Source organism: Streptomyces venezuelae (genome assembly GCF_008642355.1).
Taxonomy (GTDB): Bacteria; Actinomycetota; Actinomycetes; order Streptomycetales; family Streptomycetaceae; genus Streptomyces; species Streptomyces venezuelae_B.
In genome coordinates this window covers 3,742,993-3,765,195 of record NZ_CP029193.1, presented here as the reverse complement: position 1 = coordinate 3,765,195, position 22,203 = coordinate 3,742,993, and the positions used below count along the sequence as shown (strand labels likewise).

The window sequence follows — 22,203 nt, the reverse complement described above, 5'->3', positions numbered from 1 at the left end:
CACCGGTCTAACACGAGCACGAGTGCAGCGAGCCTCCATCCGTGCCGTAGATCTCCTGGAATCGGATCGGGGCGCCGAGTAAAGGTTACGGGGGTGTTTGTATTGGAGAAGAGGTCTGCGAGTTCGTCAGTATTAAGCATTATGAGGCCACCGTTGGAAAGTCGAGAGGGCAGCGCATAATCCAGTCGGCAATTGAGGCCCAAGCGATAGCGCTACGGAGGCGATTGTCTAGCGCTGGCGCATCTTCTTTAAGCTCGTGCTCAATTTCCTTGGCAATTTTGGAAAGGCTGCTAAATTGAATATCGGTCGATGGGTACTCAAAAATAAGGAGCTGCTCTTTGTGGTTTCGGTAACGAGTAGCCCTCTCCCAATTGTCGGGGAATTTTCTCCGCATGTCTGCTAGAGCATTCTCCCCCTTAATGTATTGCATGACAAGGCTCTCAACAGCCTGCAACCTACGTGGGTCGTCTTGGATTAGTCCCTGAAGTTTCCTTTCGGCTGTGGTGAATGAGTGCGAATTCTCTCTGATCCAGGCGGCCACGTCTTCTTGTGTCTGCTCGTGAACCTCCACCAAAGGTTGCGGATTGAGCAGCACCTGCTCACGAATATCCGCGTAGGCATCTTCGTCCACTACGACGATCTGGAACCCGGGATCCAAGTGAGGGAGACTCTTACCTCGATACTCTGCAGCCTTCGTCGACGCATGCTGAACAAGTTCGTGAGAATCAAAGTAAGGGACCATGAACATGTATCGCTTGATTCTTACATTACCGAGAAGAGTCACGAACTTCTCTCGACGGTCTTCCAGCTTAGCCAAATCTGTAGTGAGCTTGTCGCGTTGTTTCTCGTAGCGCTCCTTCACTGGAATAGGTTCTTGCGCCGCATAGCATTGAAAAGCGCAGCCGTCGTACGTGAAGGCCTCAATTCCGAGATCGCCTCGGTGGCGGGCCGGAACGACCTGCACTTGATCAGCGCCATATCGCCTACGAATGAGAAGAATGCACCATTCTTCCCATTCGTCGCCATCCCAATTCCTAGCCGAGCGCAAGTGGGCCCTCCACTTCAGTGGTGCCGTCAAGGCCACAGACTGGGATCTCGCCCGCTGGCCCATTGATCCAGGGTATCGATGATCGAGCCGGATGGTAGTGGCTGTGGAACAGTGCGTGACAGGGTCGCGGCCCGATGGCCAAGGTGCTTGTAACCGGGCGAGCGCATCGAGTGGTCGCGCTCGCCCCTTAGCCGTGGGCCAGAAGGCATAGCCGCAGTGGTGCCGCGCGCCCTGTGTAAGACCAGGTCCCGGGATGCGACAAGAGTCGGTGGTCTTGCCGCTCAGCACCGTGCCGGACCCGTGCCGGGCTGGACGGAGAGCCGACGGGGAGCAGCTGGCAACGAATCAGGGAGCGTGAGGACCGTCAAGACACTCCCTCACAGCCCAGATGCTGACTGCCCTAGAACGCCCGAACTCCCCAAGCTGTTGGTCTGTCGGCTAAGTGGAAACTGCCGCTTGGTGCAGAGCTCCCCGCATTTTCAAACCGGCGACTCGCACCGCGTTGCATTGGGGGCTGACTACGATGGTTTGGTCATGGCCGGGCGTTTCGGGCAGTGCGGGCCGCACTCGTACACCTCGATGGACAAGTCGTGCGCACCCTCGCGTCCTTCGGCGCGGCCGGCGGACCTTGCGCCCTGCCAGATCGGGGCGTCGCACCAGCAGCAGTGCCAGCCGAGGTACTGCCAGCCGTTGAGCGTCTTGGCGCGCGGGGGCTTCGGGCGCCCCATCTCGTTCACGGCCGGTCGGCGAACGGGACTAGGTCGTGCTCCTCGCGGCAGGGGAGACACGCGAAGTCCACGCCCCCTGGGCCCGAGCCCTGTTCCACCACGTTGATGACGCGGATGCCTGCGCTATAGCCGCGGTGCCACGAGCAGTAGCCGTAGCTGCCGGGCTCCATCTTGGCCGTGTTTGAGCTGTTCGGAGTGTTCGGATTCTGCTTAGCCTCGTTCACGTCGACTCCACGTCAGTCGTCCACGCCCCTGGGTCGTTCGCGCGGCCGCAGGGGTGCTGTGCGTGCACGCAGCGTAGTACTAGCTAGCTAGGGTAGCTAGGCCATGCAGGCTTACTCGTCTCGCTGACCAAGCCTGTCCTGCCTAGCTTCGGATCATGGATTGGAAGCCGGACATCCCGCGGTGGAAGCAGGTCTACGCGGTCTTTGAGCAGCGGATCGCCGATGGCGAGTACCCGCCGGGCAGTCAGCTGCCGGGTGTCCTCGCGATCCAGGGTGAGTTTGGCATCGCGCAGATGACCGCCCGCCGGGTACTCACCGAGCTTCGAGAGGCCGGGCTCGCACAGATGCAACCCGGCATCGGAACCTTCGTCACCGAGCTGCCCAAGCCCAAGCCGTAGTTGGGCCCCAGCCCCAGCGTGGTTTGGTAGCTGGGCCAGTCTCAGTTCTAGTCTCGGTTGGCGCCGAATCCGGCATCGTTCGTACTCGTCCCTGTGCGTCCACCAACGCCCTTGACCTGCGAGTTCGGCTCACTCAGGGACGCGCCCGGACCACGATGGATCAAGGCCGGACAGCTTGTAATGCGTAGGTCGTCGGTTCGAATCCGACAGGGGGCTCTCTTTCAGTGGCGGCCCGCCACCCTGTCCGCCCATTGGGCCAGGCGGGATGAGGTCGGGGTGTGGGTCGTGTGTTCGCGGTGGTCGGCCGCGTTGTACGTGGCGTACATCGCGTGGACGCCCAGCCAGCGGAGCGGTTCCGGTTCCCAGCGGCGGACCTTGTGGTTGACCCAGGGGAGGGTGGTGAGGTCTGTGGGGCCGGCCTGGCCCGAGTCCTGTTGGATCAGGTCGCGCAGGGTGCGGGCGGCCAGGTTCGTGGTGGCTACGCCCGAGCCGACGTAGCCGCCCGCCCAGCCGAGGCCCGTGGCGCGGTCCAGGGTGACCGTGGCGCACCAGTCGCGCGGGACGCCGAGGACGCCGGACCAGGCGTGGGCGATGCCGACGCCGGCCAGCTGGGGGAAGAAGCGGGTCAGGATCTCGTGCAGGGCTTCGATCGTCGCGGGTCGGGTGCGGCCGTCGTTGTCCGTCTTGGAGGCATAGCGGTACGGGACGCCTCGGCCGCCGAGCGCGATGCGGCCGTCGGCGGTGCGCTGGGCGTACATGTACGCGTGCGCCATGTCGCCGAGTGTTTCGCGGCCTTCCCAGCCTATTGACTCCCATTGGGCGGAGGTCAGGGGGTCTGTGGCGATCATCGAGGAGTTCATGGGGAGCCATGTGCGGCGCTGGCCCTTCAGGGACGCCGTGAAGCCCTCCGTGCAGCGCAGGATGTAAGGGGCGCGGACCGTGCCGTACGGGGTGATCGCGTGTTTCGGGTTGATCTCCGTCACCGGTGTCGACTCGTGGATGGTGACGCCGAGGGCTTCCACCGTCGCGGCCAGGCCCTGGACGAGCTTGACCGGGTGCAGGCGCGCGCCGTGCGGGGTCCACGTGGAGCCGACGGCGCCGGCCACGCGCACCCGCTCCGCCGTCTCGCGGGCACCGTGCAGGGTGCGGTCCTTCTCGCCGTAGGACAGTTCTGAGGCGTGGAACGCTTTGAGGCGGGCCAACTGGGCGGGTGTGTGGGCGATTTCGAGTACGCCTCCGTGGTGGATGTCCGCGTCGATGGATTCTTCGGCGGCTACGCGGATCACTTCGGTGACGGTTTCGTTCATGGCTCGCTGGAGGCGGACGGCCGCCTCATGGCCGTGCAGTTTCGCGTAGCGGTCGCGGCCCGCGATGCCGTTGTAGAGCCAGCCGCCGTTGCGGCCGCTCGCGCCGTAGCCGCAGAACCTCTGCTCCAGGACGGTGACGCGGAGGAAGGGGGCCGCCTTCTTCAGGTAGTACGCCGTCCACAGGCCGGTGTAGCCGCCGCCGACGATGCAGACGTCCGCCGTGGTGTCGGACGTCAGGGGCTCGCGGGCGGTGGGCAGTCCGTGGTCCGCGTACCAGAACGATATGCCGCCGTTGACCGTGCCGGGCCGGTGGTGCGTGTTGTTCGCGCTGCTCATGGGCGGACGTTACTGCGCAGGTGGGGGCCGTGGGGAGGGGGCGGAGCGGTCGTTTCGATCGTTTCGCGCGGAGGGTCGTAAGTCCCTGGGGGCGGGGCGTTCGGCCCACGGTGCGCGGGATAGATTCCGATACTTTGAGCGGTACGTGACGAATGCGAGGGAGGGCTTTTCATGGCCGTACACAAGGCCGGGCGCAAGGCAGCACGCGTCGCCACCACGGTGGCCGCGGTGGCGCTGGTCGGGGTGGCCGCGTCCGCCTGCGGCCCCGGCGACGACGACGCCAAGGGCGGCGACCGCGTCAGCGAGAAGCCCGCGGCGTCGGCCGGGGAGAAGTCCCCGGACTCCGGCGGACCGGACTCCGCTGATCCGGCCTCCGGCGCCCCCGAGGCGAAGGCTCCTTCGGCGGCCAGTGCGCAACTCGCCGACGTGCCCGCCACCGTGAAGGGCGGCGTGATCACCGTCGGCGATCCGAAGGCCAAGCATACGGTCAAGATCTACGAGGACCCGCGCTGCCCGTTCTGCAAGAAGTTCGAGGACGGTGGGGCGCAGGCGCTGGTGAAGCCGGTGGCCGACGGCAAGGTCAAGGTCGAGTACACGATCGCGTCGTTCCTCGACAAGAACCTCGGCGGCAGCGGCTCGGTGAACGCGGCGAACGCGCTGCGGGCCTCCGTGGAGGCGGGCAAGTTCCCGCAGTACCACGCCGCCGTCTTCGCCAACCAGGCCGAGGAGGAGACGGACGACGCCTACACGCCCGCGTTCCTGCTGAAGATCGCCGACAAGGTCGACGGGCTGCGCGGCGGCGCCTTCGACAAGGCGGTCACCAACGGGACGTACAAGGAGTGGGTCGGCGAGGCGATGGAGTCCTTCAGCGCCGACGGCATCACGGGCACGCCGACCGTCTTCATCGACGGGAAGAAGGCGGGCGGCGACGCGCTGTACGAGCAGGGCGCGTTCGCCAAGGAGCTGAAGGCCAAGGGGGTTTCCTGATCCCGGCGTCCTCGACGACCTCAGGGGGCCGCCGGGAAATCCCCGTGCGGTCGCGGGGGCGCGTCGGTAATGTCCCGGACGTGATCGACATTCGCGTTCCGGACGAGCTGGTCGAGTCGCAGCACCTGTACGCGGGGGAGCCGGGGCGTGCCTTCATCGCCGCGCTCCCCGCGCGCGTACGGGAGTTCGTGGAGCGCTGGGAGCTCACTGTCGACGGCGACCCGATGCACGGCATGGCGGCGCTCGTGCTGCCCGTGGTGTGCGCGGACGGCACGCCCGCCGCGGTCAAGTTCCAGCTCCTGGACGAGGAGACCGAGGGCGAGCCGGTCGCGCTGCGGGTGTGGGACGGCGACGGCGCGGTCCGGCTCCTCGACCACGACGCCGCCACCGGCACGATGCTGCTCGAACGCCTCGACTCCGGGCGGATGCTGTCGACGATGGCCGACACCCGCAAGGCCGTCCTCGTCCTCGCCGAGCTCCTCGCCCGGCTCACCGCGACGCCCGCCCCCGAAGGCATGCGCCGTCTCGGCGACATCGCCGCCGAGATGGTCGACGACCTGCCGCAGGCGCTGCGGACGATCGCCGACCCGGCCGAGCGGGCCCTCGTCGAACGGTGCGGGGGCGCGGTCCGCGAGGTCATGGGGGAGCCCGGTGACCGGATGCTGCACTGGGACCTGCACTTCGAGAACGTCCTCGCGAGCGACCGCGAGCCGTGGCTCGCCATCGACCCGAAGCCGCTCGCGGGCGACCCCGGCTTCGACCTCTGGCCCGCCATCGACAACAAGTTCGACGCGGACGACGTGCTGTGGCGGTTCGACGCGATGACGGAGGTCCTCTCCCTCGACCGCGAGCGGGCGCGCGCCTGGACGCTCGGGCGGGTCCTGCAGAACGCGCTGTGGGAGGCCGAGGACGGGCGGCCGATGGTGGCCGACGACATGGAGATCGCGCGGCGGCTGCTGGGCCGGTAGCGGTCGGCGGGTGCCGGAAGGTGAGACGACGTTGACGCGGCGGGGCGCGCGTGGCTTGCTGCCTCCATGATTCGTACCGCCACACCCGCCGACGTGCCCGTCATCCACACCCTGGTCCGTGACCTCGCCGCGTACGAGAAGGTGCCCGACGAGGCGAAGGCCACCGAGGAACAGCTGCACGAGGCGCTCTTCGGTGAGCGCCCCGCCGCCTTCGCCCACATCGCCGAGGACGACGCCTCCGGCGACGTGGTCGGGTTCGCGCTGTGGTTCCTCAACTTCTCGACCTGGCGCGGCGTGCACGGCATCTACCTGGAGGACCTGTACGTACGCCCCGAGGCGCGCGGCGGCGGCCACGGCAAGGCGCTCCTCACCGAGCTCGCACGGATCTGCGTGGAACGCGGCTACGAGCGCCTCGAATGGTCCGTCCTCGACTGGAACGAGCCGTCGATCGACTTCTACCGGTCACTGGGGGCGCTGCCCCAGGACGAGTGGACCGTGTACCGGCTGACCGACGGCGCACTGGACGCGCTCGGCCGTTCCTAGAGCGGGCTAGAACTCGTCCACCGTGTGCGGCAGCAGCGCCGTGTGCAGGGCCGCGTCCAGCGCTGCCGCCGTGCCCGGGGTGTGCTCCGTGGCCAGGCCCGCGCGGAGCAGGGCGGCCGTCTTCGTGCCGCCCAGGTAGCAGGCGGCCAGGTCGCGCACGTCGAGGGTGAGGTCCGCGGGGTCCTCCGTCCTCTCGTACGTACACCCCTCGGGGGACGCCGTCAGCCGGTGGCGGCCTTCGTTGGCCGGGAGACGGCCGTCCCGCACGTCCAGGACGACGTCCACAGGGGCCGCCCAGGAGCGGGCCTCCAGCGCGCCGCGCACGTCGACGAGGCGGACCCACAGGGCCGGGAACTCGCCGGTGACGCGCACCTGGTCGCGGTCGGCGGAGAAGAGGTGCAGCGGGTCGTCCACCGGCCGTCCCCACGCGCGGACGAGGCCCGTCAGGTCGATCGACGCGAGGTAGCGCCAGAGGGCGGCCGCGACGGCCGGCGTGTCCGCCTCCAGCTCGTCCAGGCGTACGAGACCGGGGGCGTCGTCGCGGGTCCTGGTGCGGTAGATCGCGTAACCGGCGACGGGTTCGTCGGGGGCGCCGAGGACGACCACGCGGGGCGGCGACAGCTCGTCGTCCTCCTCGTCCTCCTCCACCAGCCACTCCTCGCGCCACCACGCCTCGCCGCGGGCGATGCGTCCGGCGCGCTCGGCGCGGGTCCGGTCGTAGTACTCCCCGAGCACGCCGGGCGCGTCGGACGGGTCGATGAGGCGCAGCGGCCGGTCGTCCGGGGTGATGCGCAGGGCGAGGGGGCGGCGGGAGTCGACCTCCACGGTGTGGCCGAGCGTGGCGGGGCCGAAGCCGAACCTTCCGTAGATCGCGTCCTCCGACGCCCACAGGGCCGCGATCGGCGCGCCGTCCGCCGTGGCCCGCGCGAACAGCTCCGCGAGCATCCCGGAGAGCACGCCGCGCCGCCGGTGCGTCGGGGCCACGGAGACGAACGTCAGGCAGGGGCAGGGCAGTTCGCCGCCCGGAACGGACACGGTGAAGGGGAACGCCGCGACGAGACCGACGAGTTCCTCGCCCTCGTACGCACCGATGCGGGTGCAGCCGCGCAGCAGGTCGTGGTGGTGCTTGCGCTTCTCGTCCTCCGGGTTCTCGTGGAAGACGAGGTAGGAGAGGGAGAGCGCGCGGTCGATCCCGGCCTCGGGGATGTCGCGGAACTGGACGGATTCCATACCCATATAACGGACGGTAGTTCCCGGATGTCGTACGGGCATCCGGTTTTCCGACCTCTCCCGAGTGCGGGGGTCAAGGGATCAGGACGACTTTGCCCATCGTGGCCCGGGACTCCAGGGCGCGGTGTGCGGCGGCCGCCTCCGCGAGGGGGAAGCGCTGCACGGCCGGGGTGAAGTGGCCCTGCGACGCGGCGGCGAGGGCGGCAAGCTCCAGGGTGCGGACCGGGTTGTCGCCGCCCGCCTTCCGCATCATCGCCGGGCCGAGCACATTGAGCTGGGTGATGCCGCGCGCGGCGAGTTCCTCCTCGGTGAAGGTGAGCGGCTCGCCGTCGTGCGGCCCTTTCCCGGCCCAGCCGAAGACGATGTGCGTGCCGCCGGGGCCGAGCAGGTCCACCGCGTGCCGGCCCGCGTCGCCGCCCACGCCGTCGAAGACGACGGTGGCCGCGCGGCCGTCGAGCCGCTCCGTGAGGTACGCGCGGACCTCGTCGGGCCACTTCGCGTCGGTGTAGTCCACGGCGAGGTCGGCGCCGTTCGCGCGGACGCGGTCCGTCTTCTCCGGCCCGCCCGCCAGGCCGATCACGGTGGCGCCGCGGTGCTTGGCGTACTTCGTGAGGAGCGTGCCGATGCCGCCCGCCGCGGCGGGGACGACGGCCACGGAGTCCGGCGTCAGCGTGGTGAACCGCAGGATGCCCATCGTCGTACGCCCCGTGCCGATCAGGGCGACCGCCTCCGCGGAGTCGAGGTCGTCCGGCACCTCGTGGAGGCGGGACGCCTCGGTGACGACGCGCTCGGCGTAGCCCCCGGGGGCGAAGCCGATGTGGGCGACGACGCGCTTGCCCAGCCAGTGGGCGGGGACGTCGTCGCCGAGTTCGTCGACGATGCCGGCGATCTCGCGTCCGGGGACGGTGGGCAGGGCGGGGAGTTCGGGGAGCGGGCCCTGGATGCCCTCGCGGACCGCGGTGTCCAGGAGGTGCACGCCGGCCGCCGCCACGGTGATGCGGACCTGACCCTTCCCGGGCTCGGGATCCGGTATCTCGTCCAGGACGAGGTTCTCGGCGGGACCGAAGGCGTGGAGGCGGATGGCGCGCATGACGGGCTCCTCGAAGGTGTGTCGATGGCCCCCAGCCTTCAACCTGAAGTGGACTTGAGGTCAAGTGCCGACTTCGTGAGCGCGAGCGACACCGCCTCCACCGCGCTGTTGAACGACACCTCGGACAGCAGCCCGGGCGCCGCGACCTGATCGCCCACTACGTAGACGCCGTCCCCGCGGTCGATCGCGGGGCGGTCCCTCCAGGTCGTGCCGGGCCGGTCGAGCGCGCCCGTACGGCCGTTGGCGACCGAGGCGCGGCGCCACGTCAGGCGTTCGCGCCAGCCGGGGAAGCCGAGGTCGAGGAGGCGTTCCGCGTGGGCCACGCCGTCGGCCTTGGTCTCGTCGGGGGAGAGGGGGATCTGCGCCTGGACGAGCTGCTCCCCGGCGGGGGCGAGCGTACGGTCCTGGGCGGTGAAACGCTCCACCCAGCCCGTCCTGTCCAGGTCGGAGACGACGAACAGGTCGCCCCTGCGGGAACGGAACGCCACGTCGACCAGTGCCGTGCGGCCGCTCTCCCAGCGCAGGGACGCGTCGCCGAGCAGGCGGCGGGCCGAGTCGAGGGACGTAGCGACGATGACGGGCCCGCCCCGCGGCAGGTCGTCGAGCGTGTCCACCCGGTCCAGCGTCTCCGTGCGTACACCCATGTTCCAGGCCAGCGCGGCCATGCGGTCGACGACGGGACCCCAGCCGCCGCGCGGGTAGTGCGCCTGCGGGGGCAGCTTGGTGGTGCGGCGCAGCCGCTCGTGCACGAAGCGGGCGGAGAGCGAGCCGGGATCGTGGTGGAAGGTGGCGACGGCGACGTAGTGCGCGGCGGCGCGTGCGCCCTCCTCGCCGACCTCCTCCGTGGCCCACGACATGAAGTCACGTTCCACCGGCGCCTGTTCGGTCCTGCGGCGCAGGAGCTTGAGCATGGCGAGGGGCGGCGTGCGGCGCAGTGTGCCTCCGTGGAGCAGGCGCAGGCGGGCGCCTTCGAGGGGTGGGAGCGGGGCGAGCGGGCCGATGAGGTCGCGCTGCTTGAGCCAGGTCCACAGGGGGCCGCCGCTGTAGAGGGCGTGGGGGCCCTCGTTCGTCTTGTACGTGCCTTCGGAGGTACGGGCGCGTCCGCCGAGGGTGTGGTGGGCCTCGCGGAGGGTGACGCGGGCGCCCGCCTCGGCGGCGCTGATGGCGGCGGTGAGGCCGGCGAGGCCGCCGCCGATGACGGTGAGCTTGAGGTGTGGCCTGGTGGGGGGAGTGGATGTGGACGTGTGCATGGGGGCGGGCTCCCTCGGGCCGGGTGCGTGGACTCGGGTGCGTGGTCTTCGCCTCTTGGACGTATGGGAGCGGCCGGAATGTGACATCGGGGCGGGGAACGCGCTTTTGGCCGGTCGGCGGGCGTTGTCAGTGGTGGGGTGCACGATGGGGGAATGGTGCGGAGGACGAAACCGGTGCGGGTGGTCGAGGCGGTTCGGCGGGCCGAGGTGCGGTTGCCTCCGCTGCGGCCGTTCGAGGGAGGGGAGTACGGAGGGGAGTTGCGCCCCGACGGGGACTACGACGGCGTGGAGTTCAAGGAGCTCGACCTCAGTGGGCAGGACGGCGGCGGGGCCCTGTTCATGGACTGCGCGGTGACGGGGTGCGCGGTCGACGGGACGCGGCTGGTCAGGGCCCGGTTCGTCGACTCGGTGCTGACGGGGCCGCGAGGGGTGGGGACGGATCTCGCGGAGGCGTCGCTGCGGGATGTGGAGGTCGTCGACGCGCGGCTCGGGGGCGTGCAGTTGCACGGGGGCGTCCTGGAGCGGGTCGTGGTGCGCGGCGGGAAGATCGACTACGTGAACCTGCGGAAGGCGCGGCTGCGGGACGTCGTGTTCGAGGGGTGCGTGCTGGTGGAGCCGGACTTCGGGCAGGCCTCGCTGGAGCGGGTGGAGTTCCGGGACTGCGTGGTGCGGGGAGCGGACTTCACGGGGGTACGGATGACAGACGTCGACCTGCGGGACGCGGCGGAGCTGGACATCGCGCGGGGCATCGAGCGGCTCGCCGGTGCGGTGATCAGCCCGTCCCAGCTGATGGAACTGGCCCCGGCGTTCGCGGCGCAGGTGGGGGTGCGGGTGGCGGGGGCGGGGGAGTAGCCGCGGCTCCCCCGGAGGGCCACTGGGTTACTGGACCACTGGGTTACTGGACCACTGGGCTACTGGGTCCGGGGGAAGCGGGACAGCAGGGACCAGATCGCGGGGTTGTCCGCGAGGGAGTCGTGGAGGTCGGTCAGGTCGGCGACCAGATCGTGCAGGAAGTCGCGCACCTCGCGGCGGAGCTCGGTGTGCGAGAAGGTCAGCGGCGCCTCGTCCGGATCCATCCAGTCCGCCTCGATGTCCACCCAGCCGAAACGGCGGGCGAACAGCATGCGGTCCGTCGACTCCGTGAAGTCGAGCTCCGCGTACTGGGGGCGGGAGGCGCGGCTGCCCATCGGGTCCTTGTCGAGCGTCTCGACGATGTCGCACAGCGCCCACGCGAAGTCCAGCACGGGAACCCACCCCCAGGCTGTGGACAGCTCCCGGTCCGCCTCGGTGTCCGCGAGGTACACGTCCCCGCAGAACAGGTCGTGACGCAGCGTGTGGACGTCCGCGCGGCTGTAGTCCAGCTGGGCGGGGTCGGGGAAGCGGCGGGAGAGGGCGTAGCCGATGTCGAGCACGGGTCGATGGTGTCATGGGTGGGGTGTGGGGGGCGGCGTCAGGCCTTTGACCTGGAGAAACGGTAGCGGTCGCGCGTTCGGGCGAACGGTTTGCGGTTCCGTCGGCGCTGGGAGGCCCAGGCTGACAGTGTCGCGTTGAGCGAGGGAGGTTCCGTGCTGTACACGGAGCCCCTCGGCTTCGAGCTCGACACCAGCGAGTTCTGAACCGCCCCCGCTGCACGCAGGTTTCACGGCAGCAGGCGTTGTTCCTTCGCCACCGCGACCGCGCCCGCCCGCGTGTCCACGCCCAGCTTGTCGTAGATGCGGCCCAGGTGGGTTTTGACCGTGGCCTCGCTGATGAAGAGGGCGCGGGCGATGTCGCGGTTGCCGAGGCCCTGGGAGAGCTGGCCGAGGATGTCGCGTTCGCGGTCCGTGAGCGTGGGCCGGGGGGCGCGCATGCGGGCCATGACGCGGGAGGCGACCGGGGGAGAGAGCGCGGTGCGGCCCTGGGACGCGGCCTGGATCGCGGAGAAGAGTTCCTCGGGGCGCTCCGCCTTGAGCAGGTAGCCCGTCGCGCCCGCCTCGATGGCGCGGGTGATGTCCGCGTCCGTGTCGTACGTCGTCAGGACCAGGACGTGCGGGGCCGGGGGCGGCGACGACGTGATGCGGCGGGTGGCCTCCACGCCGTCGATGCCCTCGCCGAGCTGCAGGTCCATCAGGACGACGTCCGGCGTCAGCTTCGCGGCCAGCGCCACCGCTTCCTCACCCGTGCCCGCCTCACCGACCACCTCGATGTCCGGCGCGCTGCCGAGCAGGGCGAGCAGGCCCGCGCGTACGACGACGTGGTCGTCGCAGACCAGCAGGCGGACCGGGGTGGGAGCGGGGGTGGGGGACGTGCCGGTCACTGTGTCTCCAACGGGATCAGCGGGATCAGCGGGATCGATACGGACAGGACCGCGCCCTCGCCGGGCGCCGACTCGATGGTCAGTGTGCCGCCGAGCTGGTGGGCCCGTGCGCGGATCGCGGGCAGGCCGTGCCCGCGTACGCCGGTGGTGGCGCCTGTGGCGGCGCTCCTACCCGCACCCGCAGCCGCACCTGAGGCCGCCCCCGGGGCGAAACCGCGGCCGTCGTCCGCGACGTCCAGGACCACCTGATCGTCGAGGAACGTGAGGGTCACCGCCGCCGTGGTCGCGTCCGCGTGTTCGCGTACGTTCGCCAGGGCGCCCTGCGCGATGCGCAGCAGCGCCGAGCTGACGCGGTCGGGCAGCGGCGGCGGGGCGCCCTCCGCGTGGAAGCGGACGGTGAGTCCCGCGCCCGACTCGCGCTCCGCGAGTGCCCGCAGTGCCTGTGCCACGCCGCCGCCGTCCGCGAGGTCGGCGGGTGCCAGGTCGTGGACGAAGCGGCGCGCCTCCGCGAGACCGTGCTCGGTGATCGACTCGGCGGTGCGGACGTGGGTACGGGCCTTCGCCGGGTCCGCGTCCCAGACACGGTCGGCGGCCTGCAACAGCATCTGCTGGCTGGACAGGCCCTGCGCGAGGGTGTCGTGGATCTCCATGGACAGGCGCTGGCGCTCGGCGAGGGTGCCCTCGCGCCGCTCCGTGGCGGCCAGTTCGCGGCGCGTACGGATCAGGTCGTCGATCAGTTCGCGCTGGCGGGCGGCCTGACGCTGCATGTACAGGAACACGGCGGCCGCGACGGCGGCCCAGGCGGGCGGCGCGAACAGCAGTATCGGGTCGAAGGAGCCCGCGAGCTTCAGCTGCGCGACGACCACGAACGCGGTCAGGACGGCCACCAGGAAGAGGGCGGCGCGCGGCGGCAGCGTACGGAGCCCCGTGTAGAAGAGCGGCACCGCGCACCACGCGAAGCTCGGCGCGAGTATGACGATCACGACCCAGACGGCCACGACCAGGCTCAGCCAGATCAGGCGGCGCGGCGCGGTGGGGCGGGCGCCGACGGTGGGGCCGAGTACGTAGAGGAGCGCGAGGGAGACCGAGAGCGCGATGATCCACGGCGTGCGGGGCTCGCCGGGGTGCCGCATCAGGAAACGCGCCAGCGACGACCCCAGGAGCAGGAAGAACGCGGTGTGCATGACGGCCGCGAGCCAGCGGGCGTCGGGGTCCGGGGCGCGGGGATCGAGGCCCGGGGCGTGGGGGTCGAGGCCCGGGGCGTGGGGGTCGAGGCCCGGGGCGTGGGGGTCGAGGCCCGGCGTGTGCTGTCCCACTGCGGGGCCTCCTTCTCGTACTGCCGTTCCCTATCGCCGTTCACCCAGTCGCTGAACTGGGCAAACACCCTCATTGTGGCCCGCCGGGACCCCGCAGGGGTCAACCGAACGGTTGACCCCCGTGTCGGCCGAGCAGCGCGCGGCAGCGAGCCGGTCCGTGGAGGGGTGGGACCCGGGTGCGGCCACAGCATTGAGTGCAGAGGCAAGAACCCCTCGAACGCCCCACGACTCGACCACCCCAGGAGCCCCCGATGCAGAAGCTCTCCCGCCGCACCCGCGTCCTCACCGTCGCCGCCACCGCCGCCGTCCTCGGCGCCGGCACCTTCGGCGCCGTCTCCGCCACCGCGGGCACCCCCGACGCCGCCGCCAAGGCCGCCGTCACCGCCGACGCCGGCAACAAGAACCTGACGCAGTCCACGCACCTCACGGTCGCCGCCGCCACCAAGGCCGCGCAGGCCACCCTCGACGCCGCGAAGAAGGAGAACCAGCGCGTCTCCGTCGCCGTCGTCGACCGCAACGGCAACACCATCGTCCAGCTGCGCGGCGACGGCGCGGGCCCGCAGTCCCCCGAGTCCGCCGTGAAGAAGGCGTACACCGCCGTGTCCTGGAACGCGCCCACCTCCGAGCTGACCAAGCGTCTGGAGCAGGCCCCGAACCTGAAGGACATCCCCGGCACCCTCTTCCTCGCGGGCGGCGCGCCGGTCACCGCCAAGGGCGCACCCGTCGCGGGCATCGGTGTCGCGGGCGCCCCGAGCGGCGACCTGGACGAGAAGTTCGCGAAGGCGGGCGTGGCGGCGCTCGACCGCTGATCTCCTTGCTGCGCAGGCTGTTCCCGGCCCCCGTGCCCGTCCGCGCGGGGGCCCGCACGACGAGGAGATCCGCCATGAACACCACCGCTGCCGACCGGCGGCTGCTCGACGCCGCACGGGCCGGGAACGCCGCCGAGGTGACCGCCGCCCTCGCCGAGGGCGCACGCGTCGAGGCCCGCGACACCGAGCTGCGCAGCCCACTGCTGCTCGCCGCGCTCGGCGACCACGTCGAGGCGGCCCGCGTGCTCGTCGCGGCCGGCGCGGACGTCGACGCGCAGGACCACCGTTCCGACAGCCCCTGGCTGGTCACCGGTGTGACGGGCAGCGTCGCCATGCTGCACGTGCTGCTGCCCGCCGGACCCGACCTGAAGCTGCGCAACCGCTTCGGCGGGATCTCTGTGATCCCCGCGTCGGAACGCGGGCACGTCGCGTACGTACGGGAAGTGCTGCGCGTCACCGACATCGACGTCGACCACATCAACGACCTCGGCTGGACCGCCCTGCTCGAAGCCGTGATCCTCGGCGACGGCGGCCGTCCGCACCAGGAGATCGTCGAGCTGCTCCTCACCGCGGGCGCGACGCCGGACCTCGCGGACCGGGACGGCGTCACGCCGCTGGCGCACGCGGAACGGCGCGGGTTCGACGGGATCGCGGAGCTGCTGCGGGACGCGTCGTGAGGGGGCGCGCGGCAGCGGCCCCGCGGGCCCGCGCCGTGGCGACGGCGGTACTGGCTGCCGCGGTCCTGGTGGGGTGCGGCACGGGTGATGACGGCCGCGCGTCGGCCGCCCCGGACCCCACACGCCCCACCGTCACCGACACCCTCCCCACCACCGACACCCTCCCCACCACCACACTCCCCGCCACCACCAAGACCCCCGAAGGCACCCTCCTGGTCGCCGACTTCGGTTCCGACACCGTCACCTTCGTCGACCCGGAGAAGGGCCCCGTCGACTCCGTGAAGGTCGGTCAGGCCCCCTACGGGCTGACCGTCGGCGAGGACGGCCGTGCCTGGGTGGCGACCGCCGAGGGCGTGGCCGTCGTCGACACCGTCACCCGCAAGCGCGTCGACCGCATCCCGTACGAGACGGAGACGGCCTCCGGGACAGGTCCCGTCACGACGGGCGAGTACCGCGGCGGCGGCATGGGCATCGCCCTCGCGCCCGACGGCGAACACGTCTACGTGGGCGTCAACGTCCCGGGCGGCGACGGGACCCTTGAGGTCATCGACACGGGCGAGCGCGAGGTCACCGACACCGTGCCCGTCGGGCGGCGGCCCTTCGACGTCGACGTGTCGCAGGACGGCCGCGAGATCTACGCGACCGGCCACGACTCCTTCGACGTGACCGTCGTACGCGCGGACTCGCTCGAGCCGCGCCGCATCGACGTCGCCCCCTACGGCACGGAGGGCGGCCTCGGGTCCTGGCTGAAGCCGCACTACGCGGCCGTGCGGCCCGCCGACGGCAAGCTGCTGCTGCCCTTCGAGGGCGAGAAGCTCGTCGTGCTCGATCCGCGCACCGGCGAGTACGACGTCGAGAAGATGACCGCCAACACGCACCAGCACGGCGTGACCGTCACGGACGACGGCACGCTGTACGCGGTCGGCACCGGGCCCATCGACCCGGACGCCGACGAGGGTCCGTCGCTGACGGTGCGGACGAAGAGCGGCAAGGAGCGGGTGATTCCGCTGGACGGGCCGCACGAGGACGTCGCCGTGTCCGAGGACGGCCGTACCGTGTACGTCACGGGCGGCTTCACCCGCGACGGCTACTGGAACGGCATCTCCGTCGTGGACACGGAGGACGGATCGGTGCGCCGACTCCCGGCGGGGGAGCGGCCGTTGGGCATCGCGGTGCTCTGACCTGCCTCCGCCGCGACATCGGGCGGCGGCCATACCGCCCCGCTCCGAACATTTGCCGCATAAGATCACCGGCGTGCACCTGCGATCCACGGCCGCCCGGGCCAACACCCGTGCCGCCACCCGAGCCGCCGCCCGACCCGCGACCCGAGCCGCCACCCTCACCTGTGCCCTCGCCCTGCTCGCGACCGTCTCCGGATGCAGCGGCGCGGGCGTCGACGGCACGCCGGGCGCCGACGGCGTGCGCGACCCGTACTTCCCCAGGCTGGGCAACGGCGGCTACGACGTGGCGCACTACGGCCTGACCCTCGGCTACGACCCCGACTCCCGGCACCTCACGGGGACCGCGGAGATCACCGCCCGCGCCACCAAGAACCTCAGCTCCTTCAACCTCGACCTCAAGGGCCTGGACGTCTCCGGCATCACCGTCGAGGGCAAGGCCGCCCGCTTCCAGCGCGCGGGCCACGAGCTGCGGGTCCGCCCGGCCGACGAGCTCGACCGCGGCGAGACGTTCCGCGCGGTCGTCCGCTACTCCGGCACACCGGAGACCATCACCGACGACGACGGCGCCGAGGAAGGCTGGCTGAAGACGGAGGACGGCGCGCTCGCGCTCGGCGAACCGGCCGGGTCGATGGCGTGGTTCCCCGGCAACCACCACCCGAGCGACAAGGCCTCGTACGACATACAGGTCACCGTTCCCAAGGGCCTGAAGGCCGTCTCCAACGGCGAGTTGACCCGCGAGTCGACGAAGAACGGCCGCACCACCTTCGCCTGGCACAGCGCCGAACCCATGGCGAGCTACTTGGCGACCGTCGCCATCGGTGACTACGAGATGCAGACCTCGACGACGAAGGACGGGCTGCCGGTCATCACGGCCGTCGACCCCTCGCAGGCGAAGGCGAGCAAGAAGGTTCTCGCGAAGATCCCAGACGTCATCGAGTGGTCCGAGTACAACTTCGGCCCCTACCCCTTCTCCTCCATCGGCGCGATCGTCGACCGCGAGGACGACGCGGGTTACGCGCTGGAGACCCAGAACCGCCCCGTCTTCCCCGGCGCCCCCGGCACCGACCTCCTCGTCCACGAGCTGGCCCACCAGTGGTTCGGCAACTCCGTCACACCCAAGTCATGGCGCGACATGTGGCTCAACGAGGGCTTCGCGACGTACGCGACGTGGCTGTACGACGAGGACCATGACGGGGACAGCGCGCAGAAGACCTTCGACGCGCTCTACAAGGGCGACTACTACGAGGACGAGGCGGACAACGAGGCGATCTGGGCGTTCCCGCCCGCCAGACCCACGGACGCCGCGAGCATCTCCGATCCTCCCGTCTACGACCGGGCCGCCATGGTCATCCACAAGATCCGGCAGGCCGTCGGCGACGACGCGTTCTACGACATCGTGCAGGGCTGGACGAAGACGTACCGGCACAAGAACGCGGACACGAAGGACTTCACGGAGTACGTGGAGCGGAACGCGGGCGGCGACGAGGCGCGCGACAAGGTCAGCCGGATCTGGGGCGACTGGCTGTACGGGGACGGCAAGCCGGACAGCCCCTGACCTGTGCATCTCCCTGTCAGAGGGGCTTGCGCAGGACCGCGCACGGGCGGTGCCGCGCGCGGTCCTCGCGGTGCCCGATGACGAGGTAGCCGAGCGCGGTCCAGAAGCGGAGCGCCTTCGGGTTGTTCTCCAGGACCGCGAGGCGTACGGCGTCCCGTCCCGCCGCCCGGAACCGCTCCTCGACGAGCGCCGCCAATTCCCTGCCCACCCCCGTGCGGTGGAGGTCGGCGTCGACCATGAGGAGCCCGATCCACGGGTCGGGGTCGGTGGGGTCCGGATGCCGGGCGAGGGTCAGTACGACGCCGACGAGACGGCCGCGCGAGCGGGCGAGCAGCACCTCGGCGTCCGGGTGCGCGAGTTCGTCGGCGAGGGCCTTGGCGACCTGCTCGACGCGGATGTCGTCGGGGTCGGGGAAGTCGCCGCTGAGTGCGAAGAACGCACGGTTCGACGCGTAGAGCCCGGTCACCTCGGTGAGGAGGTGGCCGGGCAGCGCGCCGTCGACGGCGACGAGCGGTTCGAGGATCATGCGGGGCAGGTTATGGCTTGGGGGCCGCGGGGTCCGCGAGGTCCGTCAGAGCCGCGCGTTGCTTGCGCAGGGTGCGCCATTCGCTGAAGGCACCCCAGGCGGCGCAGCCGAACGCCCCCACGTAGCAGGCGACCCAGCCGGACGCGCGCTCCTGCGGGTCGATCAGCTTGTCGACGGTGAGGACGCCGAAGAACACGGCCGAGGCCAGGGCGCCGTAGAACTTCTGGCGCGTGATGCGCTGCTGCCTGCGCGGGCCTTCGGAGAGGCGCAGGGCGTAGATCTCGACGTCGCCGAAGGCGTGCTCGGCGCGGATCGTTGCGGGCGCCGCGGCGAGGTGCTGGCGCACTTCCTCCACGTGGGCGCGGGCCTCGGCGGTCTTCATGCCGTGCCGCCCGCGCAGCAGCCCGTCCAGACGCCTCAGCCACTGCTCATCGCTCAGGCCACCCGCCGGGCGGGCGGGCGTGAACCAGCGGTTGATCCTCTCCTCCGGGAGCAGGAACGCGGCGACGGCCAACGGGACGCCGACCAGCATGAGGACCGGCGCGGGCACGCGGAACAGCCGCTCGTCGGAGAGCGTGTCGGCGAGGGCGACGGTTGCTGCGAAGGCGAGGGCCGCCCCCGCCAGGAACCACCACATGCCTCGGAACAGCCCGGCGGCACGGGCGACGAACGCGACGCATCCCGCCGAGACGCCCACGCCGATCCCCGTGATGGTCGCGACCGAGGACCAGTTCACGCCGACCCACAGGCCGTCCTGGATCCAGACGAGCCCGAAGACGGCGAACACGAGGAACCCCATGGAGCCGAGCGCGGCGGCGAGCCGTTCGGCGGGCCGCAGCCCACGGGTGTCGATCCCGGCCCGGTACGTCTCGCTGACCCGCTCGGCGGCGACGCCACGGGCGTACGCGGCCGGGTCCCCGAGCACCTCACGGGCGGGCTGCCCGGCCTCTTCGACGAGTTGGCGGGCCTCGGCGAGCACCTCGTCGGCGAACCCGACCGGCACTTCCTCGTCGAAGGCGAGCCGCACTCGAACGGCATCGGCCCAGTCCTCGTCCTCCTTGCGCGCCCAACTGATCTCAGGCGCGGTTGTCTTGCTCATGTGCTTCCCCCTCGGCCTCGGCCGGCAGGAGCGAGGCGACGGTACGGGAGAAGTTCCCCCATGCGGCCTGGTCGCGCCGCAGTCGTGCCTGCCCCTCCTCGGTGATCCGGTAGTACTTCCGCCCTGGCCCGCCGTCGCCCGCCCCCCACTCGACCTCGACGGCGCCTTCCTCTTCGAGGCGCGTGAGGGCGGGATAGAGGGTCGCGGGCTTCACTCCGTCGAGCCCCGCGTCGCCGAGCCGGCTGAGCAGGGCGTACCCGTAACTCTTCGGCTCGCCGTCGAGAATCCCGAGCAGACAGAGGGGGAGCGTGGCGCGGGTCCAGGCGGTGGGTGGGGTGACGGCCACGGGTTCCTCTCTTCGGCGTGCGGGTCGTGTTTTCGGTTTCGCGGACTATTCCAGTATCCAGAATAGTCGGGGTTCTGCAAAACTCCGTCCCGCCGCGGTCTCACCGAATCTCGAACCAGACGCTCTTGCCCCTGCCGTGCGGACGAGCCGCAGGCCCCAACAACCTTGCCCCGGGGCAAGGTTGTCGCCTTGAGTTCACCCGAGTGAGCGGACCGGCTCATCGCCACACGGCAGACGCGGGCCTGAAGGGAAAGTGACGATGCCGCTGAGAGAAAACCCCACCGCTCGACAGGCCAGACTGGGCGCCGAGCTGCGGAAGTTGAGGGAACTGGCAGGCAGGACGGCACGTGAAGCTGGTCGAGGCGCTGTGCGTCATCGTGGGGGAGTCGCGCGGGCAGGGCTGGTGGGACGAGTACAGGGGTGTGCTGCCGCCGGATTTCCTGAACATCGCGGAGCTGGAGCACCACGCAACGCATCTACGCAGTGTGCAGACGCTGAACGTGCCCGGTGTTCTCCAGACCGAGGAATACGTGCGAGCGCTGCACGCAGGCGTGCTTCCACGCTACCCGCCGCGGAAGTCGACGTACGCGTGGAGTTCCGACTGAGGCGCCGGAGGATCTTCGAACGGGACGATCCGCCGCCGTTCAACGCGATCGTGCACGAGGCGGCGTTGCGTATGCGCTTCGGCGGCCGAGAGGTCGCCAAGGGGCAGCTGGAGTACTTGCTGGAGGCATCGGAATGGCCGACGGTGACGGTCCGGGTCATCCCGTTCACCAACGAGCACTTCATCGAGGTGAGCAGCCCGCTGCTGTACGCGGGAGGCGTCGTGCCGCAGTTGGATACGGCGCAGATCGATACCCCCGTGAGCAATCACTTCAAGGGTGCGAACTGTGTCGAAGTGGCGCGGTTCGAAGGGCACCTCCTGCTCCGCGAGAGCGACGACCCGGACACGGTGATGGCCACCATGCCCGCGGGCCTGACCGCCTTGGTCCGCTGGCAGAAGTCCCGCCGAACTGACGACCGCGGTTGACCTAGGTCAGGAGGTCCCGCGCTCAGCTAGACCTTGATCCCCGACAGTTTCGACAGTCTCAACAACTCCGCGTTGCTCCGGCGGTGCAGGGACGACAGCACGCGGAACACCTCGCGGCCCATCGGATGGATGCGGGCGAACTGGGGAGCGGCGTTCCATGCGATCGACAGGTTCTCCAGGGCCCCGTCACGGTCCCCCGTGTCGAGCTGCGCCCGTGCCGCGTTGATGTACGTCGGTGCCACTCGCGTGGGTGGCATCCCCGTCAGAGCGGCGGATAGGTCGTCTGTGAGGGCCAAGGCTTCGCGTGGTCTGCCGAGATCCACGCATGTGGCCAATCGGTGGGTGAACACGTTCTGTGGGCCGACCGTCAGGCCGTGTACGTCCAGTTCGCGGCCTATCCCCTGGGCAGTGTTCAGGGCCGACCTGATGTGCCGGTCCGCTTCTCGCTTCGCTTCCCTCTTGTCCTTGAGCCTGCCCGCCAGGGTCATGCCGCGAAGGTTGAGGACGCATACGGCAATATCGCGATTGGTGCTGTCGAGCGCCCCCTGAGCCTTGGTGATGGCCATGTCCACGAGGCTGAGACCACGCTCGACGTCGCCGAAATTCAGGTACGTGCCTGCACGGTCCCGAGCCGCTATGGCCTCGCCCAGCGGATTTGGCTGCTGTTCGACTGCCCACCTCTGGCGCGTCACAGCCAGCTCCGCCATGTCCATCCAGCGGTGCCGCGCGGCGAGCCAATAGACGGTGCTGTAGACGTCCGCAAGCATCATCCAGGCGCCGGGATTGTTCGCGGTGTGCGCGTGCGTGGTGGCGTCCCTCAGCAGCTTGGGGAGCATGGGGAGCAGCTTGGTGACATCGGCCTTCTTGCGGTACCTGTCCATGGTGCCCAAGTGGGCGCTCAGCCTGCTGTCCTCGGTCGCCCCGGGGCCTGGTAGGTCGTAGTCCCTGATGGCCGCCCGCAGGTCCTCCAGGGGTTGTTTCGCCCGTCGTGCAACCGCTGCTGTTCCCAGCACCTCGGCCATGGACAGTCCCATGGGCTTGCCGACGGCGGCCGCTACCGCTGGGGTAAGCGTCCGGTCCCCTACCTCGATCTTGGACAAGAGGGAGACTGAGATATTCGCCTTCTTGGCCAGGTGTGCCTGTGACCAGCCGCGTTCTTTCCGGAGCGCTGCCAGATTCGCGCCCGGGGCGAGATCAGTGCTCATGTGCTCAGTCTCCTCGCGGAAACGGGTCCTGTCAGCCATCGTCACAGGCGGCAC

General features: G+C 70.3%; 22 protein-coding genes and 1 pseudogene. 10 read left to right on the top strand and 13 right to left on the bottom strand.

The window, feature by feature from the left end; genetic code table 11:
* Positions 1-139 precede the first annotated feature (139 nt).
* Both DEJ47_RS17340 and DEJ47_RS17335 read right to left on the bottom strand, forming a co-directional pair.
* Positions 140-862: a hypothetical protein gene (locus tag DEJ47_RS17340; RefSeq protein ID WP_150169380.1), complete on the bottom strand. Its 723-nt coding sequence runs from the start codon at positions 860-862 to the stop codon at positions 140-142.
* Between the two features lie 704 nt (positions 863-1,566).
* Positions 1,567-1,776: a hypothetical protein gene (locus DEJ47_RS17335; RefSeq protein WP_150175706.1), complete on the bottom strand. Its 210-nt coding sequence runs from the start codon at positions 1,774-1,776 to the stop codon at positions 1,567-1,569.
* 379 nt (positions 1,777-2,155) lie between these two features.
* Here DEJ47_RS17335 and DEJ47_RS17325 point away from each other — a divergent pair, with 379 nt between their 5' ends.
* Complete coding sequence (locus DEJ47_RS17325; protein ID WP_150169376.1) at positions 2,156-2,398, top strand: winged helix-turn-helix domain-containing protein; 243 nt, start codon at positions 2,156-2,158, stop codon at positions 2,396-2,398.
* Positions 2,399-2,619: 221 nt separating this feature from the next.
* On the opposite strand, the gene DEJ47_RS17320 is transcribed toward DEJ47_RS17325, so the two are convergent.
* Positions 2,620-4,041: an NAD(P)/FAD-dependent oxidoreductase gene (locus DEJ47_RS17320; RefSeq protein ID WP_150169374.1), complete on the bottom strand. Its 1,422-nt coding sequence runs from the start codon at positions 4,039-4,041 to the stop codon at positions 2,620-2,622.
* 171 nt (positions 4,042-4,212) lie between these two features.
* On the opposite strand from DEJ47_RS17320, the gene DEJ47_RS17315 reads away from it, so the two are divergent.
* The 3 genes from DEJ47_RS17315 to DEJ47_RS17305 all read left to right on the top strand — a co-directional run bounded on the left by DEJ47_RS17315 (position 4,213) and on the right by DEJ47_RS17305 (position 6,539).
* Positions 4,213-5,028, top strand: a complete 816-nt coding sequence (locus tag DEJ47_RS17315) for a DsbA family protein (protein ID WP_150169372.1) — start codon at positions 4,213-4,215, stop codon at positions 5,026-5,028.
* An 80-nt stretch (positions 5,029-5,108) separates the two neighbouring features.
* Positions 5,109-5,996, top strand: coding sequence for an aminoglycoside phosphotransferase family protein (locus DEJ47_RS17310; protein WP_150169370.1), 888 nt, complete (start codon positions 5,109-5,111; stop codon positions 5,994-5,996).
* Positions 5,997-6,062: 66 nt separating this feature from the next.
* The gene (locus DEJ47_RS17305) at positions 6,063-6,539 is read left to right on the top strand and encodes a GNAT family N-acetyltransferase (protein ID WP_150169368.1); all 477 of its coding nucleotides are present in this window, start codon (positions 6,063-6,065) and stop codon (positions 6,537-6,539) included.
* A gap of 6 nt (positions 6,540-6,545) precedes the next feature.
* Here the strand turns inward: DEJ47_RS17305 and DEJ47_RS17300 are convergent, their stop codons facing one another.
* The 3 genes from DEJ47_RS17300 to DEJ47_RS17290 form a co-directional block, all read right to left on the bottom strand.
* Positions 6,546-7,769 (bottom strand): GNAT family N-acetyltransferase, encoded by a 1,224-nt coding sequence (locus DEJ47_RS17300; protein ID WP_150175705.1) that lies wholly within the window; start codon positions 7,767-7,769, stop codon positions 6,546-6,548.
* 73 nt (positions 7,770-7,842) lie between these two features.
* On the bottom strand, positions 7,843-8,859 hold the full coding sequence (locus tag DEJ47_RS17295; protein WP_150169366.1) for a zinc-binding dehydrogenase: 1,017 nt from the start codon (positions 8,857-8,859) through the stop codon (positions 7,843-7,845).
* Positions 8,860-8,897: 38 nt separating this feature from the next.
* A complete protein-coding gene (locus tag DEJ47_RS17290) occupies positions 8,898-10,109 on the bottom strand; it encodes an NAD(P)-binding protein (RefSeq protein ID WP_150169364.1) in 1,212 nt (403 codons plus the stop codon).
* 153 nt (positions 10,110-10,262) lie between these two features.
* On the opposite strand from DEJ47_RS17290, the gene DEJ47_RS17285 reads away from it, so the two are divergent.
* Positions 10,263-10,961 (top strand): pentapeptide repeat-containing protein, encoded by a 699-nt coding sequence (locus DEJ47_RS17285; protein WP_150169362.1) that lies wholly within the window; start codon positions 10,263-10,265, stop codon positions 10,959-10,961.
* A 59-nt stretch (positions 10,962-11,020) separates the two neighbouring features.
* On the opposite strand, the gene DEJ47_RS17280 is transcribed toward DEJ47_RS17285, so the two are convergent.
* The 3 genes from DEJ47_RS17280 to DEJ47_RS17270 all read right to left on the bottom strand — a co-directional run bounded on the left by DEJ47_RS17280 (position 11,021) and on the right by DEJ47_RS17270 (position 13,589).
* Positions 11,021-11,521: a hypothetical protein gene (locus tag DEJ47_RS17280; RefSeq protein WP_150169360.1), complete on the bottom strand. Its 501-nt coding sequence runs from the start codon at positions 11,519-11,521 to the stop codon at positions 11,021-11,023.
* 227 nt (positions 11,522-11,748) lie between these two features.
* Positions 11,749-12,405: a response regulator gene (locus tag DEJ47_RS17275; protein ID WP_150169358.1), complete on the bottom strand. Its 657-nt coding sequence runs from the start codon at positions 12,403-12,405 to the stop codon at positions 11,749-11,751.
* Positions 12,402-13,589: a sensor histidine kinase gene (locus DEJ47_RS17270; protein ID WP_150175704.1), complete on the bottom strand. Its 1,188-nt coding sequence runs from the start codon at positions 13,587-13,589 to the stop codon at positions 12,402-12,404. The genes DEJ47_RS17275 and DEJ47_RS17270 overlap by 4 nt, the downstream gene beginning before the upstream one ends.
* A gap of 383 nt (positions 13,590-13,972) precedes the next feature.
* Between DEJ47_RS17270 and DEJ47_RS17265 the strand changes: the two genes are divergently transcribed.
* The 4 genes from DEJ47_RS17265 to DEJ47_RS17255 all read left to right on the top strand — a co-directional run bounded on the left by DEJ47_RS17265 (position 13,973) and on the right by DEJ47_RS17255 (position 17,943).
* Entirely contained in the window at positions 13,973-14,530 is a 558-nt protein-coding gene (locus DEJ47_RS17265) for a GlcG/HbpS family heme-binding protein (protein ID WP_150169356.1), read from the top strand.
* A gap of 74 nt (positions 14,531-14,604) precedes the next feature.
* Positions 14,605-15,207 (top strand): ankyrin repeat domain-containing protein, encoded by a 603-nt coding sequence (locus DEJ47_RS36940; RefSeq protein WP_223828393.1) that lies wholly within the window; start codon positions 14,605-14,607, stop codon positions 15,205-15,207.
* Positions 15,204-16,388 (top strand): YncE family protein, encoded by a 1,185-nt coding sequence (locus DEJ47_RS17260; RefSeq protein WP_223828392.1) that lies wholly within the window; start codon positions 15,204-15,206, stop codon positions 16,386-16,388. Before DEJ47_RS36940 ends, DEJ47_RS17260 begins: the two co-directional genes overlap by 4 nt.
* A 73-nt stretch (positions 16,389-16,461) precedes the next feature.
* Complete coding sequence (locus DEJ47_RS17255) at positions 16,462-17,943, top strand: M1 family metallopeptidase (RefSeq protein ID WP_398337585.1); 1,482 nt, start codon at positions 16,462-16,464, stop codon at positions 17,941-17,943.
* Positions 17,944-17,959: 16 nt separating this feature from the next.
* On the opposite strand, the gene DEJ47_RS17250 is transcribed toward DEJ47_RS17255, so the two are convergent.
* From DEJ47_RS17250 to DEJ47_RS17240, 3 genes are read right to left on the bottom strand one after another with little or no spacing between them, the layout of a single operon-like run.
* Positions 17,960-18,469: a GNAT family N-acetyltransferase gene (locus tag DEJ47_RS17250; protein WP_150169354.1), complete on the bottom strand. Its 510-nt coding sequence runs from the start codon at positions 18,467-18,469 to the stop codon at positions 17,960-17,962.
* Positions 18,470-18,479: 10 nt separating this feature from the next.
* Positions 18,480-19,568 (bottom strand): hypothetical protein, encoded by a 1,089-nt coding sequence (locus tag DEJ47_RS17245; protein ID WP_150169352.1) that lies wholly within the window; start codon positions 19,566-19,568, stop codon positions 18,480-18,482.
* Positions 19,546-19,914 carry a PadR family transcriptional regulator gene (locus tag DEJ47_RS17240; protein WP_150169349.1) on the bottom strand — a complete coding sequence of 123 codons (369 nt, stop codon included), beginning with the start codon at positions 19,912-19,914 and terminating at the stop codon, positions 19,546-19,548. The genes DEJ47_RS17245 and DEJ47_RS17240 overlap by 23 nt, the downstream gene beginning before the upstream one ends.
* 347 nt (positions 19,915-20,261) lie before the next feature.
* Between DEJ47_RS17240 and DEJ47_RS37635 the strand changes: the two are divergent.
* Positions 20,262-20,944: pseudogene (locus tag DEJ47_RS37635) on the top strand (DUF397 domain-containing protein).
* A 26-nt stretch (positions 20,945-20,970) separates the two neighbouring features.
* Here the strand turns inward: DEJ47_RS37635 and DEJ47_RS17230 are convergent.
* On the bottom strand, positions 20,971-22,149 hold the full coding sequence (locus DEJ47_RS17230) for a helix-turn-helix domain-containing protein (protein WP_150169345.1): 1,179 nt from the start codon (positions 22,147-22,149) through the stop codon (positions 20,971-20,973).
* Positions 22,150-22,203 lie beyond the last annotated feature (54 nt).

What these genes read in the sequence shown, in the direction of transcription:
- DEJ47_RS17335 (WP_150175706.1), bottom strand. Translation starts at nt 1,776, where the DNA reads ATGGGGCGCCCGAAGCCCCCGCGCGCCAAGACGCTCAACGGCTGGCAG.
- DEJ47_RS17325 (WP_150169376.1), top strand. Translation starts at nt 2,156, where the DNA reads ATGGATTGGAAGCCGGACATCCCGCGGTGGAAGCAGGTCTACGCGGTC.
- DEJ47_RS17320 (WP_150169374.1), bottom strand. Translation starts at nt 4,041, where the DNA reads ATGAGCAGCGCGAACAACACGCACCACCGGCCCGGCACGGTCAACGGC.
- DEJ47_RS17315 (WP_150169372.1), top strand. Translation starts at nt 4,213, where the DNA reads ATGGCCGTACACAAGGCCGGGCGCAAGGCAGCACGCGTCGCCACCACG.
- DEJ47_RS17305 (WP_150169368.1), top strand. Translation starts at nt 6,063, where the DNA reads ATGATTCGTACCGCCACACCCGCCGACGTGCCCGTCATCCACACCCTG.
- DEJ47_RS17300 (WP_150175705.1), bottom strand. Translation starts at nt 7,769, where the DNA reads ATGGAATCCGTCCAGTTCCGCGACATCCCCGAGGCCGGGATCGACCGC.
- DEJ47_RS17295 (WP_150169366.1), bottom strand. Translation starts at nt 8,859, where the DNA reads ATGCGCGCCATCCGCCTCCACGCCTTCGGTCCCGCCGAGAACCTCGTC.
- DEJ47_RS17290 (WP_150169364.1), bottom strand. Translation starts at nt 10,109, where the DNA reads ATGCACACGTCCACATCCACTCCCCCCACCAGGCCACACCTCAAGCTC.
- DEJ47_RS17285 (WP_150169362.1), top strand. Translation starts at nt 10,263, where the DNA reads ATGGTGCGGAGGACGAAACCGGTGCGGGTGGTCGAGGCGGTTCGGCGG.
- DEJ47_RS17270 (WP_150175704.1), bottom strand. Translation starts at nt 13,589, where the DNA reads ATGCACACCGCGTTCTTCCTGCTCCTGGGGTCGTCGCTGGCGCGTTTC.
- DEJ47_RS17265 (WP_150169356.1), top strand. Translation starts at nt 13,973, where the DNA reads ATGCAGAAGCTCTCCCGCCGCACCCGCGTCCTCACCGTCGCCGCCACC.
- DEJ47_RS36940 (WP_223828393.1), top strand. Translation starts at nt 14,605, where the DNA reads ATGAACACCACCGCTGCCGACCGGCGGCTGCTCGACGCCGCACGGGCC.
- DEJ47_RS17250 (WP_150169354.1), bottom strand. Translation starts at nt 18,469, where the DNA reads ATGATCCTCGAACCGCTCGTCGCCGTCGACGGCGCGCTGCCCGGCCAC.
- DEJ47_RS17245 (WP_150169352.1), bottom strand. Translation starts at nt 19,568, where the DNA reads ATGAGCAAGACAACCGCGCCTGAGATCAGTTGGGCGCGCAAGGAGGAC.
- DEJ47_RS17230 (WP_150169345.1), bottom strand. Translation starts at nt 22,149, where the DNA reads ATGAGCACTGATCTCGCCCCGGGCGCGAATCTGGCAGCGCTCCGGAAA.